This is a genomic window from Vibrio sp. B172a (assembly GCF_030248355.1).
Classification (GTDB): domain Bacteria; phylum Pseudomonadota; class Gammaproteobacteria; order Enterobacterales; family Vibrionaceae; genus Vibrio; species Vibrio owensii.
Map to the genome: position 1 here is coordinate 481,191 of NZ_JAHGAC010000003.1, position 17,427 is coordinate 498,617.

General features: G+C 44.7%; 14 protein-coding genes. 11 read left to right on the forward strand and 3 right to left on the reverse strand.

Annotation, left to right across the window (positions count from 1 at the left end; genetic code table 11):
- The first annotated feature begins 15 nt into the window (after positions 1 to 15).
- The 3 genes from KIT90_RS05770 to rsmF all read left to right on the forward strand — a co-directional run bounded on the left by KIT90_RS05770 (position 16) and on the right by rsmF (position 5,481).
- Positions 16 to 1,263, forward strand: coding sequence for a paraquat-inducible protein A (locus KIT90_RS05770; protein WP_285375826.1), 1,248 nt, complete (start codon positions 16 to 18; stop codon positions 1,261 to 1,263).
- A complete protein-coding gene (locus tag KIT90_RS05775) occupies positions 1,256 to 3,910 on the forward strand; it encodes an MlaD family protein (RefSeq protein ID WP_009706133.1) in 2,655 nt (884 codons plus the stop codon). The genes KIT90_RS05770 and KIT90_RS05775 overlap by 8 nt, the downstream gene beginning before the upstream one ends.
- A 134-nt stretch (positions 3,911 to 4,044) precedes the next feature.
- Complete coding sequence (rsmF, locus tag KIT90_RS05780; RefSeq protein WP_264405504.1) at positions 4,045 to 5,481, forward strand: 16S rRNA (cytosine(1407)-C(5))-methyltransferase RsmF; 1,437 nt, start codon at positions 4,045 to 4,047, stop codon at positions 5,479 to 5,481.
- 336 nt (positions 5,482 to 5,817) lie between these two features.
- Here rsmF and KIT90_RS05785 read toward each other — a convergent pair whose 3' ends face one another.
- Entirely contained in the window at positions 5,818 to 6,654 is an 837-nt protein-coding gene (locus tag KIT90_RS05785; RefSeq protein ID WP_005443969.1) for a S1 RNA-binding domain-containing protein, read from the reverse strand.
- A 183-nt stretch (positions 6,655 to 6,837) separates the two neighbouring features.
- Between KIT90_RS05785 and KIT90_RS05790 the strand changes: the two genes are divergently transcribed.
- Positions 6,838 to 8,190, forward strand: coding sequence for a hypothetical protein (locus tag KIT90_RS05790; RefSeq protein WP_005443968.1), 1,353 nt, complete (start codon positions 6,838 to 6,840; stop codon positions 8,188 to 8,190).
- Between the two features lie 22 nt (positions 8,191 to 8,212).
- Here the strand turns inward: KIT90_RS05790 and KIT90_RS05795 are convergent, their stop codons facing one another.
- Positions 8,213 to 8,704, reverse strand: coding sequence for a DUF4442 domain-containing protein (locus KIT90_RS05795; protein ID WP_009706137.1), 492 nt, complete (start codon positions 8,702 to 8,704; stop codon positions 8,213 to 8,215).
- Positions 8,705 to 9,100: 396 nt separating this feature from the next.
- Between KIT90_RS05795 and KIT90_RS05800 the strand changes: the two genes are divergently transcribed.
- Both KIT90_RS05800 and KIT90_RS05805 read left to right on the forward strand, forming a co-directional pair.
- A complete protein-coding gene (locus tag KIT90_RS05800) occupies positions 9,101 to 10,153 on the forward strand; it encodes a 3-deoxy-7-phosphoheptulonate synthase (protein WP_005443964.1) in 1,053 nt (350 codons plus the stop codon).
- Between the two features lie 32 nt (positions 10,154 to 10,185).
- Positions 10,186 to 10,668, forward strand: coding sequence for a YajQ family cyclic di-GMP-binding protein (locus KIT90_RS05805; protein WP_020197439.1), 483 nt, complete (start codon positions 10,186 to 10,188; stop codon positions 10,666 to 10,668).
- A 136-nt stretch (positions 10,669 to 10,804) separates the two neighbouring features.
- On the opposite strand, the gene KIT90_RS05810 is transcribed toward KIT90_RS05805, so the two are convergent.
- Positions 10,805 to 11,725: a bifunctional precorrin-2 dehydrogenase/sirohydrochlorin ferrochelatase gene (locus KIT90_RS05810; protein WP_285375830.1), complete on the reverse strand. Its 921-nt coding sequence runs from the start codon at positions 11,723 to 11,725 to the stop codon at positions 10,805 to 10,807.
- Positions 11,726 to 12,186: 461 nt separating this feature from the next.
- Here KIT90_RS05810 and KIT90_RS05815 point away from each other — a divergent pair, with 461 nt between their 5' ends.
- From KIT90_RS05815 to KIT90_RS05835, 5 genes are all read left to right on the forward strand, one after another.
- A complete protein-coding gene (locus tag KIT90_RS05815; protein ID WP_009706139.1) occupies positions 12,187 to 13,215 on the forward strand; it encodes an amino acid ABC transporter substrate-binding protein in 1,029 nt (342 codons plus the stop codon).
- 80 nt (positions 13,216 to 13,295) lie between these two features.
- Complete coding sequence (locus KIT90_RS05820) at positions 13,296 to 14,501, forward strand: amino acid ABC transporter permease (protein ID WP_039989207.1); 1,206 nt, start codon at positions 13,296 to 13,298, stop codon at positions 14,499 to 14,501.
- Position 14,502: 1 nt separating this feature from the next.
- Positions 14,503 to 15,600 (forward strand): amino acid ABC transporter permease, encoded by a 1,098-nt coding sequence (locus KIT90_RS05825; protein WP_038894149.1) that lies wholly within the window; start codon positions 14,503 to 14,505, stop codon positions 15,598 to 15,600.
- A 23-nt stretch (positions 15,601 to 15,623) separates the two neighbouring features.
- Positions 15,624 to 16,373: an amino acid ABC transporter ATP-binding protein gene (locus KIT90_RS05830; RefSeq protein ID WP_005443945.1), complete on the forward strand. Its 750-nt coding sequence runs from the start codon at positions 15,624 to 15,626 to the stop codon at positions 16,371 to 16,373.
- A gap of 354 nt (positions 16,374 to 16,727) precedes the next feature.
- Positions 16,728 to 17,390: a Bax inhibitor-1/YccA family protein gene (locus KIT90_RS05835; protein WP_005443944.1), complete on the forward strand. Its 663-nt coding sequence runs from the start codon at positions 16,728 to 16,730 to the stop codon at positions 17,388 to 17,390.
- Positions 17,391 to 17,427 lie beyond the last annotated feature (37 nt).

Below are 17,427 nucleotides of genomic sequence, written 5' to 3' on the forward strand. Positions count from 1 at the left end.
TGTAGAGAGGTCGTTGTGATCTCTCTGTCTAAACACGCCATGCAACCGAGTAGCATTCGCTTGTGCCAAGGTTGCGAATTGCCTGTCGATATTGTCGATCTGCCTAGTGGTAAAAATGCACACTGCCCTCGTTGCGGTACACAGTTGTACCGTGGTGGTAGTCCGAGTTTATCTGGCAACCTAGCAATCGCTGTCACTTGTATTCTGCTTTTTATTCCTTCGCACTTTTTTAACTTCATCAGTATTCGTCTGTTTGGAGTGATGATCCCTGCAACACTACCATCAGGGATGATCACACTGTTTCAAGAAGGGTTCGTTCTTCTTTCTATTCTTATTCTATTTTGTAGCTCGTTGGCCCCATTAATCGTATGTAGCTCTGTAGTGACAGCGCATTGGTCATTACATAAGCGCTGGTTTAAAGGGCTTCGTGTTTCGCTATGGTTGATTCAACACCTCAAACACTGGGTGATGTTGGACGTTTTCCTTGTCAGTATCGCTATCTCCTGTTTCAAGCTGCAAGATTACTCAGATATTTTTGTCGGACCGGGGCTCATTGGTCTCGTCCTACTGCAAATCTTCACTGTTTTGTTGATATCTCGTATTAGCGTCCGTCGCTACTGGGAGTCTTGGGAATCAGAGCTCAGTTTCGACTTCGAGCATAAAGATGTTCATTGTCATGAGTGTCACCTTTCACAACCAGAAGGCTCACGTTGTCGTCGTTGCCATCACGAACTGTATCATCGCAAACCAAATTCGATTCAGAAGACGTGGGCTTATTTAATCGCTGCAACGATTGCCATCTTCCCTGCTAACTTAATTCCTATCTCCATTCTGCTGACAAACGGTAAACGTCTGGAAGACACGATATTCTCTGGCGTTGCAGGATTGGTGAACAACGGTATGTACGGCATTGCTATCATCATTTTTGTGGCGAGTATCGTCGTGCCTGTCGCTAAGATTCTTGGCCTTGCCTACATCTTGTTATGTATCAAATTCAAACGTTCGGTGTTCAGAAGACAACGAATGATGGTTTACTTTGCAGTAAAATGGGTCGGTAAATGGTCTGTGATGGATTTATTTGTTATTTCTATCATGATGACATTGGTCGATCGTGGACAAATTCTCGACTTCACACCGGGTTATGGCGCTGTTGCGTTTGGTGTTGTTGTCGTACTTACAATGCTCGCGGCGGAGAGCATTGACCCAAGGCTTATTTGGGACCAAGCCCCAACACAATCAGAAAAAGAGTCAATTAATGAGTGATCAGAACAGTTCTCAAACGTCATATGTGCCAGAGGTAAAGAGGAGTAAAGGTATCTCTCCACTTTGGCTGTTGCCGATTTTGACCATGGTGTTAGCCGGTTGGCTCGTGGTGAAATCGATTCATGACGCCGGGCAACGCGTACAAATCTACTTCTCCGATGCGGCTGGTTTAGTCGCTGGGCGAACCACCATTCGCTATCAGGGTTTAGAAGTCGGTATGGTGCGAGATATCAACTTGTCTGAAGACTTGGGCAGCATTTATGTTGATGCAGACATCTATCCAGAAGCCGCTAAATTACTGAACGACAAAACACGTTTTTGGTTGGTCAAACCGACAGCGAGTTTAACTGGCGTGTCTGGTCTTGATGCTCTTGTTTCTGGTAACTACATCTCTATTCAGCCGGGTGATGGCGAGAAGTTCGAAACTACCTTCCATGCCCTTGAATCTGCACCAACAGATTTGCGCGTGACACAAGGCTTGAACATTAAATTGAAGAGCCGAGACTTGGGTGGCGTTTCTATTGGTTCTCAAATTGTCTACAAAAAGATCCCGATCGGTGAAGTGTTCAGCTATCAGCTAAATGAAGACGCGAAATCCATCACTATCCAAGCAAACATTCAAGAGCAGTACCAGCACATCATTAACAGCCGCAGCCGTTTCTGGAACGTGAGTGGTATCGGTGCGAGTATCGGTTTCGACGGTGTTGATGTTCAGCTTGAAAGCATGAGTGCCCTACTTGGCGGCGCGATTGCGGTAGATTCGCCAGACGACGGTGAGCCAGTCAAAGAGAACACCGAATTCCGTTTATACAAAGATCTGAAAACAGCAGGCCGAGGTATCCTAATTAAAATCGCCCTTCCTGATGATAATAAAATCAGTGGCGAAGGTGCACCTATTATGTATCGCGGTCTAGAAGTTGGCCAAATCACCGATTTAAAACTTTCTGAAGGTCGAGAAGTGATTCTGGCTTCTGCAGCCATTCAGCCTGCGTTTAGCGATATGCTAACGTCAGGAACCCGCTTTGTTCTAGAAGAAGCAAAAGTCTCGTTATCAGGTGTAGAGAACATTGCAAACCTTGTGCGCGGTAACTTTTTAACGATCGTGCCGGGAGAAGGTGAACGTTCAAGACGCTTTACCGCCATTCGCAAAAATGTGTTCAACCAACAACAGCAGAAGTCGATTGCCATTCGCCTCGTCTCAGACAACTCTTTCGGTTTAGACAGTGGTGCAAACGTGCTTTACAAAGGTATTGTTGTTGGCTCCATCATAAAAGTTGGCTTGCTAGATGAAGCAAAAGCACTAGCAGCGAAGCATGAAGTATTCATGGATGTCCTAATCGACAACGAATACAAGCATCTGATCAAATCGAATAACCGCTTTTATGTCACCGGCAGTGCTTCTGCCGAACTGACTGAGTCTGGACTTAGCGTTACCGTTCCGCCTGCAAAACAGCTTCTGACGGGTTCAATTAGCTTTGTGAGCCAAGGGCAAGAAAAAGTCCAAAAAGAGTACCAGCTGTTCCAAAGCGCCTCTTTGGCGGATCTTGCGCAGTACAACCAAACAGGGTCAAAAACGCTGACTCTATTTGCTTCTGAATTGCCACCAATTTCAAAAGGCAGCCCACTGCTCTACCGTAACTTGCCTGTGGGTAGTATTTCCGATTTCAATTTGGTCGATGGTGGCGTCATTGTAAAAGCGACAATTGAAAATCGTTATGCGCACCTTCTGACGGATCAAACCGTGTTCTGGAACCGCTCAGGTGTCGAGATTGACGCATCTCTCGCTGGCATTAGCGTGAAGGCGCACCCTCTTAAAACTCTCATTAAAGGTGGTATCGCATTTGATTCCATTCCGGGAATTGAGAATAAAATTGGCCAGCGCTGGAAGCTTTACAATGACCAAAACCAAGCACGTAAGTTTGGCCGTGTGATTTCCCTTGAAACCGACGGAAGCCAAGAAGTAGCGAAAGGAACGCCTATCAAATACCAAGGTGTTAAGGTCGGTGAAGTTACTTTGGTTGTTCCAAACTTCCATCGAGAAATGGTTGAGGTTACGGCTCGTATCCTTCCTGAATACGTCGACAACATTGCCGTTACCGGGTCACACTTCTGGTTAACAGAACCAGAAATTGGCTTAGGTGGTGTTAAGAATTTGGGCGCTTTGGTATCGAAATCTATCAGCGTTGAGCCGGGTAATGGCGCAGCGAAGTTCAAGTTTGAATTAGCGAAAAGCCAGCAAGCTGAACAAGGTATTTCTTTCACACTACAGAGTGAACAGCGTGGTTCGGTTCAAGTTGGTACCCCCATCCTATATCGTCAAATGGAAGTCGGTACTGTGACGGATGTGAGTCTGGGTGAGTTTGCGGATCGAGTGGTAACGAAAATCGAGATTCAGCCAGAGTATGCGTACTTAGTTCGTCAAAACAGCGTGTTCTGGAATGTCTCTGGCGTCGATGTTTCCATCGGTCTTGGTGGCGCAAACATAAAGGCAGGAACTTTTGACAGCCTAGTGCGTGGCGGTATCGCTTTCTCTACTCCTGAGCAATCGAAAATCCCGCCAGCGGCGAAACGCGGTCAATCTTTCTACTTATACCCGCAAGCGGAAGAAAGCTGGACACAGTGGCGCACAGCAATACCAAAACCATAATGCGGTAGATTAACCATAACGACTTAAAGAGCAGCAATCGCTGCTCTTTTTTATTGCTCAAACCTTTGTGACTATTCGTTTCTGGTTCGCTTTCGTATATCATTTGCGGCAAATTCTGCAATCGAGATTTCACTTTGCATCCTAACGTTTACATCCCAGAAGCCTTTTTGGAAAAAATCCAAACCATACTCCCTGCTCACCTCAACATGGAAGACTTTATCGCGTCGTGCCAGAAGCCACTGCGAAAAAGTATTCGTGTTAATACGCTTAAGATCAGCGTTGAAGCGTTTTTAGTGCGCGCAGAAGCAAAAGGTTGGAAGCTTTCTCCTGTACCTTGGTGTGAAACGGGCTTTTGGATTGATGCGGATGAATCGGTTGTACCACTTGGTAATACCGCTGAACACATGTCAGGGCTTTTCTACATTCAAGAAGCCAGCTCAATGATGCCTGTCTCTGCCCTATTTATGAATAATGAATCGTACGATGCGGTTCTCGACACTGCGGCTGCACCAGGCTCAAAAACAACTCAAATCGCTGCGTTGATGAATAACGAAGGCGTTTTGGTTGCGAATGAATACGCGGCAAGCCGAGTGAAAGTGCTTCATGCAAACATTGAGCGCTGTGGCGTGCGTAACGCTGCACTAAGCAACTTCGACGGTCGTGTGTTTGGTGGCTGGCTCCCAGAGCAATTTGACGCCGTTCTACTCGATGCGCCATGTTCTGGTGAAGGTACGGTTCGTAAAGATGAAGATGCAATGAAGAACTGGACGCAAGCGTCCGTCATTGAAATTGCCGATACGCAGAAAGATCTTATTGAAAGTGCGTTCCATGCTCTAAAACCAGGTGGCGTAATGGTTTACTCAACCTGTACGTTAAGCACTGAAGAGAACCAGCAAGTTTGTCACCATCTAAAAGAGACATTTGGTGACGCTGTTGAATTCGAAAGCTTAAAAGATCTGTTTGAAAATGCAGAAGCGGCGCTGACCGAAGAAGGGTTCTTGCACATCTTCCCTCAAGTTTATGACTGTGAAGGCTTCTTCGTCGCTCGAATTCGTAAACTTGCAGCGGTAGAAGCGCCAAAAGTGAAGAAGCGCATGGGTAAATTCCCATTTGCAAAAGCATCAAACAAAGAATCTGCAGAGATCGCTAAGCAGTTGCAAAGCGCAATGGACATCAAGCTGCCTGAAGACAGCACGGTTTGGATTCGTGATAAAGATGTGTGGCTTTTCCCAGATGCACTAGAGCCGATGATTGGTGAACTGCGTTTCTCTCGCATGGGCATCAAGATTGCTGAAGCCCATAAAAACGGTTACCGCTGGCAGCACCAAGTTGCGACAGCTCTAGCTAAAGGTAATGAGAGTAATGCGATTGAACTAACCATCGAAGAAGCGCGTGAATGGTATATGGGTCGTGATGTTCGTCCTCAAAACATTCCAGCTGAGATGAAGACGGGTAAAGGCGAAGTTCTTGTGAAGTACGAAGGTGCCATTATCGGCCTTGGGAAATGGGTAAGTAACCGCATCAAAAACGGTCTTCCACGCGAATTAGTGCGAGATAAGAACTTATTTTAGTAGCAAAGTGAAATGCTATAAATAAATGAAAAGCCATCGTATTTACGATGGCTTTTTGGTTCTAAAGCATGATTGGAACTGGGTTCACTAGCGATCCGAGTGCGCTGTACTAAACTGAAGTTATCAAAGCATCGCTTTGAAACGGCATTTCTCTCTATGTTTAACCAACCATATTGTTGGTCAAAAAAGTTTAGCGCAGGCTCTATCAAGGAGCCGTTTCCCCTAGGCCCAAAATAAGGACGAGTTTGGGCCATTTTTTTGGCTGGTACTTTTCAATTCGCATTCAAGTCTTATCGACTAAGACGCGATCCACCAGCCAAATTGCATCTTTAGTCTTTATTCAGCGAGACGAATTCCGTCTTTTTCAATAACGATTTTACCTGCTTTGTATAAACCACCGATGGTTTTCTTGAACGTGCCTTTGCTGGTGCGAAATGCGTCAAAAATCGCTTCTGGAGAAGATTTATCGTTAAGAGGCAAGAACCCGCCCTTCTTCTCAAGTAACTCAACGATCTTGCTAGATAGGTCGTCCATTTTAGCGACACCAACTTTTTGTAGCGCTAGGTCAATCTTACCGTCTTCACGAATTTGCTTAATGTAACCTTTCAGCTTTTTACCGATAAACAGCTTTCCGAAGACATCAGATGGGAAGATCATCCCCCAATGCTCGCCGTTTACAATCGCCTTGTAACCAAGTTGGCTGCGTTCTGCGATGATGAGGTTAACTTCTTCGTTCACTTCATAGTTTGCTGGCGTTTTATCTAGCCACTTATTGAACTTGGTTGTACCTACGATACGACCAGATGCTTTATCTGTGTATACGTAAACTAGAATATTTTGACCAGCAGTAAAGCGAGCACGTTGCTCACTAAACGGGATAAGAAGATCTTTCTCTTTAATACCCCAATTGACGAATGCACCGGTGCTGCTCACACCTTCAACTTGCATTAGGCCCCACTCGCCAACTTGAGCGATGGGTTTATCAATGGTCGCAGCTAGCTGACTTTCTGAATCAAAGTAAAGAAATACGTCAATATGATCGCCTACGTTCGTACCCTCTGGTACATATTTATTAGGCAGCATGACAGAGCCGTAATCGTCACCATCCAAAAATACGCCAAAATCAGCCGTTTTAGTGACTTCTAAGCTGTTAATTTGACCAATTTTAATCATTGAGTTTGTCTCTTTTTAAATTTACTGGGAATTATACCCAAACTAACAAGAAAATCAGAGAGAAAAGCAAACCTCTCTGTTATGCTGTGCTCGTTCAACAATTTATCCTAGCCCGCCCTTAAGTTATTTCAATGAACGGACGCTTTTGGATATAGGATGCTTTAGCAAAATCAGGAGCTTTCCTTGGTCACTGTCGACAAACAAGACTCGGTAACCTTAAAAATTAGCCATGCATTGGCAAAGAGTAAAACGCTCGACCTTGATATCTATGTTTTCGTACCCGGAGAGTTGGGTTTAAATTCCGACATCATCAGCGAATCCGAGTTCTACTACACTTCAATCACGCAAAAACGTTCTTACTACAGTACAGAGGTGCTTTTGCCTTTGGTGCACAGCCGTCTTGCTAAACGTGGTCGTTTGTCCAATCGCCAGTACCGCGTCAGTTTGAGTTTGTTTGCGTATCAATACGTTATTGCGCTTGATAAAGCCGTAGCTGCGTTAAACAAACATGATAGTGACAGCGTAACAGCGGAAGAGGTGGATGAAGTGATTGAATTGACGCTCGACATCCTGAAGCGTCTACGTCGTTCGATTCCTTACGAAGAAAACCTCAAGCGTTACTACGTTAACATCGACAATTACTTGTCTTGGTACACCGAGCAAAAGTTCCTATCTCTTGTCGCTCACCTTCCCCGTGAAGGCGATTACAGTACGATTAAAGAACGCTTGATTACTCTGTGTGAAAAAGAGCAAGCGCACCGTAAGTTGAATAACTACAACTCAGCGAGCGTCGTTGAGGATGTGACACGTCTGTCGAACAAAATGCGCTTATTGAGACGTTTGATTGAGCACCCAATTGTTTTGCGTGAAAAAACGATGTCGATGGGTAACAACATCAAACGTGCAATCAAAGGTATCGCGACGGGCTTAGTTATGGTCGTTGTGACAAGTACCGTTATCCTTGCGCGAGATTACCTAGGTGAGATTTCAGCGTCTTTCATTATTGCGATGTCGTTTATCTATGCGCTACGTGAAATCTTTAAAGACGACTTGCGTGACGCAATGTGGCGTTGGATTCGTAAAGGTAAGCCAAAGTGGCGTAAGAAGTACATGGACCCGACGACAAAGAAAGTCGTTGGCCGTAAGCTGGAATGGTTAGACTATCGTTCGCTTTCAAGTTTGCCGGATCGTATTCAGAACATTCGTAAGAAGCGTGTGGTTCAGCGTGAAGAACAAATCTTGCATTACCATGCTAAGACTGAGATGGCGACATCGTTGTTCTTGAGTGGTTACGAGCAAACGCGTGAAACGTTGAACATTAGTTTGCGCCCTATTATTCGTTTAATGGATAAGAGCTCGAACCGAGTCTATCGTTTGAATGATGGGCAAGTAAGTAAAGAGTCGGTAGAGAAACGCCATCTTCTCAATGTGATTGTCAAAGAAGACAACCACACTGATGAGCCGGTTTATTACCGTTGGAAGGTCGTGCTTAACCGTTCAAAGATCGTCTCTCTCGAGAAAATCGAACTGGTTTAAGTCCACAATATGAATTCTGAAACTAAGCAGCTTGTTTTTTAGCTGCTTTTTTTATGGAAAGCGTAAGAGAAAACTCGGCCATAGGTTCATTACCATTAATGCTTGGACACAATGCGGTGATCTTTACATCCCGATTGATACGTTCGCCAGTTTCTAATGTCATTCGCAACATTTCATCAATCAATGGACCATCGTGACACACAAAATGCACGTCGCCTTCAGGACGTTTCAGAAACTCTGCTGTCACGCCCTTAAAAGCGAGAGAGATACGCTCTCCCTGCTCTTCTGCTTTACTCATAGCAAGAAAGCCACCAGCAACATCGGCACCAACAGCAAGCGCACCAAAATACATACTATTGAGATGGTTCTTCGTTCTTCGCTTTAATGGAATTTTAACTTCAACGTGTTGATCATCGATGGCAAGGATCTTTGGTCTACACAACCAGATAAGTGGAACTTTAGAAAAGCCAAAAAGGTTTAAGTAAAGATTTGCACGGCGAACAGCAGATAACATCTTGGTCTCCTTACCAGACTAGTCAGACCAGTTAATCAATGAAGCGCTAAAATGTCAAAGAAATGTTAACAAGAAATCGATCTGCGTAGGCAATTTAGCAATCGGTTTCTTTCCTGTAAGGTTTTACGTTGAATATGAAACACCCACCACACCTAGCTCCAACGCTTAAAATGCCAAATTTGCGTGTTACTAAATAGAAAAACTAGTTATAAATTCAAACGACTATGTATTGATCTCTGCCGCCGTTTTTGTCATTTATACATAACTATCATTTATGATAAGCCACAGCATTACATACATTTCGGTATTTACTAGATAAGAATCCCGTGAAACGGTTTATTCCTAACTATAATTCCGTTATCTTTACCGCTTCGCAATAGAGAATAAAGCTATAACATGCCTATTAAAACAGATGAATTGAGAACCCAACCTTTGGGTCCAATGCCGACACCCGCAGAGCTAGGTAGCGTACATCCAATCACTGATGATGTAGCAGACCGTATTGCTCAATCTCGTCGACAAATTGAGAAGATTTTGACTGGTGAGGATGACCGTATCCTTGCTATCGTTGGCCCATGTTCAGTGCACGACACTGAAGCGGCAATTGACTACGCAACTCGTCTTGCGGACATTCAAGATAAGTACAAAGATGAACTGTTCATCGTTATGCGTACTTACTTTGAGAAGCCTCGTACCGTTGTTGGTTGGAAAGGTCTTATCACCGACCCTAACCTAGATGGTTCATACGCACTTGAAGCTGGCCTTCACAAAGCTCGTAAACTGCTACTGGATATCAACAAGCTTGGTCTTGCAACGGCTACTGAGTTTCTTGATATGATCACAGGCCAGTACATTGCTGATCTGATTACGTGGGGCGCAATTGGCGCTCGTACAACAGAGTCACAAATTCACCGTGAAATGGCGTCTGCCCTATCTTGCCCAGTTGGCTTCAAGAACGGTACAAACGGTAACGTGAAAATTGCGATTGATGCGATTCGTGCGTCTAAAGCATCACATTACTTCTACTCGCCAGATAAGAATGGTCGTATGACAGTTTACCGCACAAGTGGTAACCCATATGGTCACATCATTCTTCGTGGTGGTGAGAAAGGTCCAAACTTTGATGAAGCGTCAGTGAAACAAGCGTGTGAAGCGCTTGCAGAATTCGACTTGCCACAACGTTTGATTGTAGACTTCAGCCACGCAAACTGTCAGAAGCAGCACCGCAAGCAAATTGAAGTTGCACAAGACATTTGTGAACAGATTAAATCAGGCAGTACTCGCATTGCGGGTATCATGGCAGAGAGCTTCATTAAAGAAGGCAATCAGCCAATGACTGATATTCACAACCTAACTTACGGCCAGTCGATTACTGACCCATGTCTAGGTTGGGATGATACTGTGACTATGCTAGATATGCTGGCAGAAGCAGTAAAATCCAGTAAGTAATTTCCCTATAACAAGATAATCAAGGAATCTTCATGCCATCGTTTGATATTGTTTCAGAAATCGATACCGTTGAACTACGTAACGCGGTTGATAACGCTAACCGTGAACTGTCTACTCGTTTCGATTTCCGCAATGTGAATGCGAGCTTTGAGCTAGTAGAAGAAAATGTAAAAGTGTCAGCAGAAGGCGAGTTCCAACTTAAGCAAATGCGTGACATCCTACGTAGCCACTTGGCGAAGCGTAACATTGATGCGAACGCTATGGATGCAAAAAATCCAGAAGCGACGGGTAAGAACTGGCACCAAAACGTTGCTTTCCGCCAAGGTATTGATACGCCAACAGCGAAAAAGCTAGTTAAACTAATCAAAGACGCAAAGCTTAAAGTTCAAACGTCTATCCAAGGCGAGAAACTGCGCGTAACGGGTAAGAAGCGTGACGACTTGCAAGCGACGATTGCAACGATCCGTGAAGCAGAGATGGGTATCCCATTTCAGTACAACAACTTCCGTGATTAATTGCGCTCTCCTATTCTCTTAATGAAGAGAATGAGAACAGTGGAATAAAAAACGCCGGCGAAATGTTCGTCGGCGTTTTTGTATGTCGGTTTTGAACCTCTACCTATTACAAGAAGCTATGAACTTGCGCTTCTTATTAGATTACAAGGTCCTGTCCTTGTAGGAGAGAAAACTCACTTGTTCCTTGAGGGACGAATACACAAACACGAAGTTTCTCTTCTTTGGCCTTTCTAAGCATGTCAGAAAGCTCGGTTGCGCTAGAAAATGCCTCACGTTCCGCATCTCTTCTTACCAGCTCCATTACATCTGCTTCGCATTTGGTTGAGTAAAGAGCCAATTCTGCTTGCTGCATGTATCGTACAGCCTTGATCGGCAGCATCTCTACATCTTTACCCACCTGAATCCAAGTGCAGCTTCCTGTTTCATCCAGAGGCTTTGCCATGGTTTCTTGATAGATGGTTTCAAGCTCACGATTATCACGTGCGTTTTCTACTTCAGGGTGAGAGAAATAGTTCTCCCAAAACTTACGGCGTAAATCGACGCTTGGTAGCGCTTCTTTAATAGAGTTACGTTTTGAATTAGCAAACTCCGCCATCAATCCCATGTTTTGCGGCAGAATAGCTTCTAACTTTTCTCGAATGTTACGGATCAGTACAGGAGACGCGCCGCCACTCGAGATAGCGATTTGGATGCGTCCGCGATTAATCATTGAAGGCGTAATGAAATCACAGTAAGGCTTGTCGTCTACAACGTTGACTAAGATGCCCAACTCTTTCGCGTCTTTATAGACCTGATGATTCAGTTCTGGGTTATCTGTGGTTGCCCACACTTGAATGAAAGACTTTGTGACAAGGTCACTTGAATAAAAACGTTGAATCCAATGCACTTGCTGCTCTTGAGCAAGTTTATCAAGAAAGTCGACAAGACTTGGGGACACAATGGTGATATCAGCGCCAGCTTTAACTAGCGCCTCAACTTTGCGGCTCGCCACTTCACCGCCACCAACAACCAGCACGGGTTTATTCACTAAATCTAAGAACAGAGGAAAATATCGCATTTCAATCCATGATCACTTCAAATAACTATCGAAATTCATGCTACCAAAAATGGGGCAATCACTTCACCTTGTTTCGACTTCACAAATAATATTTGTTCAAATTTTCGGCTTACATAGCCACCCTACACTAATGACACTTTTAATAACAAATTATTATCCTCTTGTTTTAATCCATCTTTTGTTGATTGTTCTGATGCACCAATCTGACAATTAGTTGCACTATTTACAAACAATTAACATTTCGTCATTCTAAATCGCAAGGAACGTTGTGACTTCTCTCCAAAACTCTTTTTAAATTATATATTTGAGAATTAGCAGATCCTTTCCTACGCTTATAACTGATTGATTTGACGATGACCGTTTCTTCTAAAATCAATCGCGTAGGACGAAAACACAAATGAACAGGACACGTTGTATCAGGTCGCTCCTGATTTAACATGGATCATACAGGAAGGATACAAATGGCAAATAAACTCACAGTTCTTGCTTCCGTCGTAGCGGCTTCTACTGCCATGATGGCTACTTCAGCTCAAGCAGCAGACACTACTCTGGACAAAGTCACAAAACAAGGCTTTATTACTTGTGGCGTTAGTACCGGTCTACCTGGTTTCTCAAACCCTAACTCAAAAGGTGAATGGGAAGGTATCGACGTAGAATATTGCCAAGCACTGGCTGCAGCCGTTCTTGGGGATAAAACGAAAGTTAAGTATGTACCCCTAACCGCGAAAGAACGATTCACTGCACTACAATCGGGTGAAATCGATGTGCTTTCACGTAACACCACCTGGACACTACACCGTGATACGGCTCTTGGTCTGAACTTTGTCGGCGTGAACTACTACGACGGTCAAGGTTTCATGGTTAAGAAAGACCTTGGTGTTTCAAGTGCAAAAGAGCTTGATGGCGCATCAGTATGTGTTCAATCAGGTACAACAACCGAGCTAAACCTTGCAGACTACTTCCGTAACCAAGGCATGGCATACAAACCAGTGGTATTTGATACTGCTGCGCAAACTTCTAAAGGTTTTGATGCTGGCCGCTGTGACGTACTAACTACTGACCAATCTGGTCTTTACGCGCTACGTCTGAACTTGAAAGACCCTTCTTCTGCTACCGTTCTTCCTGAGATCATCTCTAAAGAGCCACTAGGTCCTGTTGTACGTCAAGGTGACGACCAATGGTTCAATATCGCGAAGTGGACTCTATTTGCGATGGTGAACGCAGAAGAGTACGGCATTACCTCTAAGAACGCAGATGAGATGTTGAAATCGAAAGATCCAAACATCAAACGTATTCTTGGTGTGGACGGCCCTAAAGGTAAAGGCCTAGGTATCCGTGACGATTGGGGCTACCAAGTTATCAAGCAAGTCGGTAACTACGGTGAGAGCTTCGAGCGTACGGTTGGTACAGGTTCGCCTCTGAAAATTTCTCGTGGTGTAAACGCACTATGGAATGCAGGCGGCTTCATGTACGCGCCACCAATCCGCTAATACAACGATTATCACAGGGCGGTTTATGCCGCCCTTTTTCGTGAGTGAATCTATAAATAAGGGTTTGAGGTTATCGCTGTATGAAACCGACGAATGATGCATCGCCAAGTACGATGTCCAAACCAAGCGGAAGTAAGAGCCTGATTTACAATCCAGCCTTTCGCTCCGCTCTTTTCCAGATCATTGCCGTAGCCGCACTGGTATTTTTCTTTTACACAATCATCAACAATGCACTGACCAATCTTGATGCTCGTGGTATCGCAACAGGTTTTGGCTTCCTTAATCAAGAAGCAGGCTTTGGGATCGGCCTGACTCTTATCGAATACGACGAAACGTTCTCTTATGGACGCACCTTTGTCGTTGGTCTTCTGAATACCGCACTGGTTTCCGTGCTTGGTATTATCCTCGCAACCGTTATTGGTTTTGTTATGGGTATCGCGCGTCTCTCCTCCAACTGGCTGGTGAGTCGATTAGCTGCGGTATACATTGAAACGTTCCGAAATATCCCACTACTTCTACAAATCTTTTTCTGGTATTTCGCGGTTCTTCAAGCGCTCCCATCACCAAGACAGAGTATGAGCCTTGGTGAAGCGATCTTCTTGAACGTTCGTGGCTTGTATTTCCCAGCTCCTGTGATGGAAGCAGGAAGCGGATTAGTTATTGCCGCACTTATCTTTGGCGTCATTGCGACGGTTTTGATTAACGTGTGGGCAAACAATAAGCAGCGTTTAACCGGTCAACAAACGCCAATGGGCCGAATTGCGCTTGGATTAGTTGTTGTGCTTCCTTTAGTGGTTTACTTCCTTGCTGGCATGCCGATCTCTTTGCAGTACCCAGAGTTAAAAGGTTTTAACTTCCGAGGTGGCATCAGCATCATTCCTGAGCTGGCTGCACTTCTATTGGCATTGAGTGTCTATACTGCGTCGTTCATTGCTGAGATTGTGCGCTCTGGTATCAACGCTGTGAGCCATGGTCAAACTGAAGCAGCAATGTCGCTTGGTTTACCACGCACAAAAACGCTTAAGCTGGTCGTGATTCCTCAGGCATTGCGTATCATCATCCCTCCTCTTACTAGCCAATACTTGAACCTAACCAAGAACTCTTCGCTGGCGATGGCGATTGGTTATCCTGATCTGGTTTCTGTATTCGCTGGTACCACGTTGAACCAGACCGGACAAGCGATTGAAATCATCGCAATGACCATGGGCGTTTACTTGACGTTGAGTTTGATTACATCTGCGTTGATGAACTTGTACAACCGTAAAGTGGCACTGGTGGAGAGATAATATGAGCACACATCAATTTCAGCCAGATCTCCCGCCGCCAGCAAACACGGTTGGTGTCGTAGGTTGGCTACGCAAAAATCTATTCAATGGCCCAATCAACTCGATTGTGACGCTGATTCTTGCTTACATCGTCTTCTCAGCACTCTGGAATATCGTCGATTGGGCGTTCATTAATGCTGATTGGATCGGGACAACAAGAGACGACTGCACTCGCGAAGGCGCATGTTGGGTTTTTATCAGCGTCCGTTGGGAACAGTTCATGTATGGATTCTATCCAGAAGCTGAACTCTGGCGCCCTCGCCTGTTCTATATCACGTTAGCGATCTTTACTGTACTACTTGCTTACGAGAAAACGCCGAAACGCATTTGGATTTGGTTGTTCTTCGTAAACATTTACCCATTCATTATCGCCGCATTGCTTTACGGTGGCGTATTTGGTCTCGAAGTCGTTGAGACACATAAATGGGGTGGTCTATTAGTTACGTTGATCATCGCGCTTGTTGGCATCGTGGTTTCACTACCAATTGGTGTAGCGTTAGCACTTGGCCGACGTTCAGATATGCCGATCATCCGCAGTATCTGTACCGTTTATATTGAAGTGTGGCGTGGTGTTCCACTTATTACCGTTCTGTTTATGGCCTCGGTAATGCTGCCTCTGTTCTTGGCTCAAGGCTCAGAAACTGACAAGCTCATCCGTGCGCTAATCGGTGTGGTTATGTTCAGTGCGGCTTATATGGCAGAGGTGGTACGTGGTGGTTTGCAGGCGATTCCGAAAGGCCAGTATGAAGCAGCAGATGCACTCGGCCTTACCTACTGGAAAAAGATGGGACTGATCATTTTGCCTCAGGCACTCAAGATTACTATCCCTTCTATCGTGAACACCTTTATCGGCCTATTTAAAGACACCAGTCTTGTGCTTATTATTGGTATGTTTGACGTGCTGGGCATTGGACAAGCTGCGAATACCGACCCTGAATGGTTAGGCTTCGCAACCGAAAGTTATGTATTTGTCGCGTTAGTGTTTTGGGTATTCTGTTTTGGCATGTCGCGTTACTCGATATGGCTTGAAAACAAACTGCATACCGGTCACAAACGATAACTCACTAAGATCAAGGACGTATTATGACGCAACAACAAGATTATATGATCCAGTTGAAGGACATGAATAAGTGGTATGGTGAGTTTCACGTACTAAAGAACATCAACCTAGACGTAAAGAAAGGCGAAAAAATCGTTATCTGTGGACCATCGGGCTCAGGTAAATCGACCATGATTCGCTGTATCAACCGTCTCGAAGAGCATCAAGCTGGCAGCATCTATGTTTCGGGCACTGAACTTACAGAAGACCTGAAAAACATTGAGGCGGTTCGTCGTGAAGTGGGAATGTGTTTTCAGCACTTTAACCTCTTCCCTCATCTAACGGTTTTGGAGAATTGTACGCTTGCCCCTATCTGGGTGAAGAAAATGCCAAAAGAAGAAGCCGAAGCCATCGCAATGCAGTACTTAGAGCGCGTTAAGATCCCCGATCAAGCCGACAAGTATCCAGGCCAGCTCTCCGGTGGCCAGCAACAACGTGTGGCAATTGCCCGCTCTCTTTGTATGAGCCCTAAAGTGATGCTGTTTGATGAGCCGACATCGGCACTCGACCCTGAGATGGTGCGAGAGGTGCTTGATGTAATGGTTGAACTGGCGGAAGAAGGCATGACCATGTTGTGTGTAACGCACGAAATGGGTTTTGCTAAAGAAGTGGCTGACCGAGTTATCTTTATGGATGCGGGTGAAATCATCGAAGAGAACAACCCTGTCGACTTCTTCGAGAATCCGCAATCGGATCGAACCCAGAACTTCTTGGCTCAGATCCTTCACCATTAAGACGGGTTGGGTACATAGCTAAAATTGTAAAGCGCTGACATCAAAATCAGCGCTTTTTCTTTGTTTAAACGGTTGCTACTCACTCATGTTACGAAAATCCAGTTGATTCAAGATGTTGTAAATTCGCGCAATCTTGCAACCTACTTCGTGAGCTGCGCTTCAGAGCTTTGAATAGTAAGCCTTTCTTCGCTATGCAAGGCGGTAATATTGTGTTACAAGTTGCCACATACATAACACATTATTTCTATTATTATTTTGTTCTAGATATACATGTGGCGGGCTTGATTTTTTGAACTATCGGGCCCATATATGTCTATATATTAAAGATAAGACAGTCCCTTATAGAGGAAGATTATGAACAGTCCTATGTTTTCTCGCACTACTACTCAAGAGAGTGCTCTACAAACCAACAAAGTACTGCGTAATACATATGCACTACTTTCTATGACTCTACTATGGTCAGCTCTTGTGGCTGGCGTGTCTATGGCATTTAACCTACCGCGTCCAGGTATCATCCTGATGTTGGTTGGTTTCTACGGTCTATTATTCCTGACTGAGAAAAACCGCAACAACAGCATGGGCCTAGTGTTTACATTCCTATTCACAGGCTTCTTGGGTTACACCATTGGTCCAATTCTAAACATGTACATCGGCGCTGGTATGGGCGACGTTGTTCTAACAGCACTAGGCGGTACCGCTCTGTCATTCATGGCAGCTTCTGCTTACGCTCTAACAACTAAGCGCGACCTATCTATGATGGGCGGCCTTATGTTGTCACTATTTGTCGTTCTAGTTGTAGGTATGATTGCGAGCATCTTCATCCAATCAACTATTCTGCATCTAGCACTTAGCAGCTTGTTCATTGTGTTCTCTACCATGGCAATTCTGATGACTACTCAAGGCATCATCCGTGGCGGCGAAACAAACTACATCTCTGCAACGATTACGCTATACGTTTCAATCTACAACATCTTCATCAGCCTACTAAGCATCCTAGGCATCATGAACGACGATTAATTCGTTAGATTGAATTAAAACTCAAAAGCCCGAAGTT

What these genes read in the sequence shown, in the direction of transcription:
- KIT90_RS05775 (WP_009706133.1), top strand. Translation starts at nt 1,256, where the DNA reads ATGAGTGATCAGAACAGTTCTCAAACGTCATATGTGCCAGAGGTAAAG.
- KIT90_RS05785 (WP_005443969.1), bottom strand. Translation starts at nt 6,654, where the DNA reads ATGATTAAAATTGGTCAAATTAACAGCTTAGAAGTCACTAAAACGGCT.
- KIT90_RS05795 (WP_009706137.1), bottom strand. Translation starts at nt 8,704, where the DNA reads ATGTTATCTGCTGTTCGCCGTGCAAATCTTTACTTAAACCTTTTTGGC.
- KIT90_RS05800 (WP_005443964.1), top strand. Translation starts at nt 9,101, where the DNA reads ATGCCTATTAAAACAGATGAATTGAGAACCCAACCTTTGGGTCCAATG.
- KIT90_RS05805 (WP_020197439.1), top strand. Translation starts at nt 10,186, where the DNA reads ATGCCATCGTTTGATATTGTTTCAGAAATCGATACCGTTGAACTACGT.
- KIT90_RS05810 (WP_285375830.1), bottom strand. Translation starts at nt 11,725, where the DNA reads ATGCGATATTTTCCTCTGTTCTTAGATTTAGTGAATAAACCCGTGCTG.
- KIT90_RS05815 (WP_009706139.1), top strand. Translation starts at nt 12,187, where the DNA reads ATGGCAAATAAACTCACAGTTCTTGCTTCCGTCGTAGCGGCTTCTACT.
- KIT90_RS05820 (WP_039989207.1), top strand. Translation starts at nt 13,296, where the DNA reads ATGAAACCGACGAATGATGCATCGCCAAGTACGATGTCCAAACCAAGC.
- KIT90_RS05825 (WP_038894149.1), top strand. Translation starts at nt 14,503, where the DNA reads ATGAGCACACATCAATTTCAGCCAGATCTCCCGCCGCCAGCAAACACG.
- KIT90_RS05830 (WP_005443945.1), top strand. Translation starts at nt 15,624, where the DNA reads ATGACGCAACAACAAGATTATATGATCCAGTTGAAGGACATGAATAAG.
- KIT90_RS05835 (WP_005443944.1), top strand. Translation starts at nt 16,728, where the DNA reads ATGAACAGTCCTATGTTTTCTCGCACTACTACTCAAGAGAGTGCTCTA.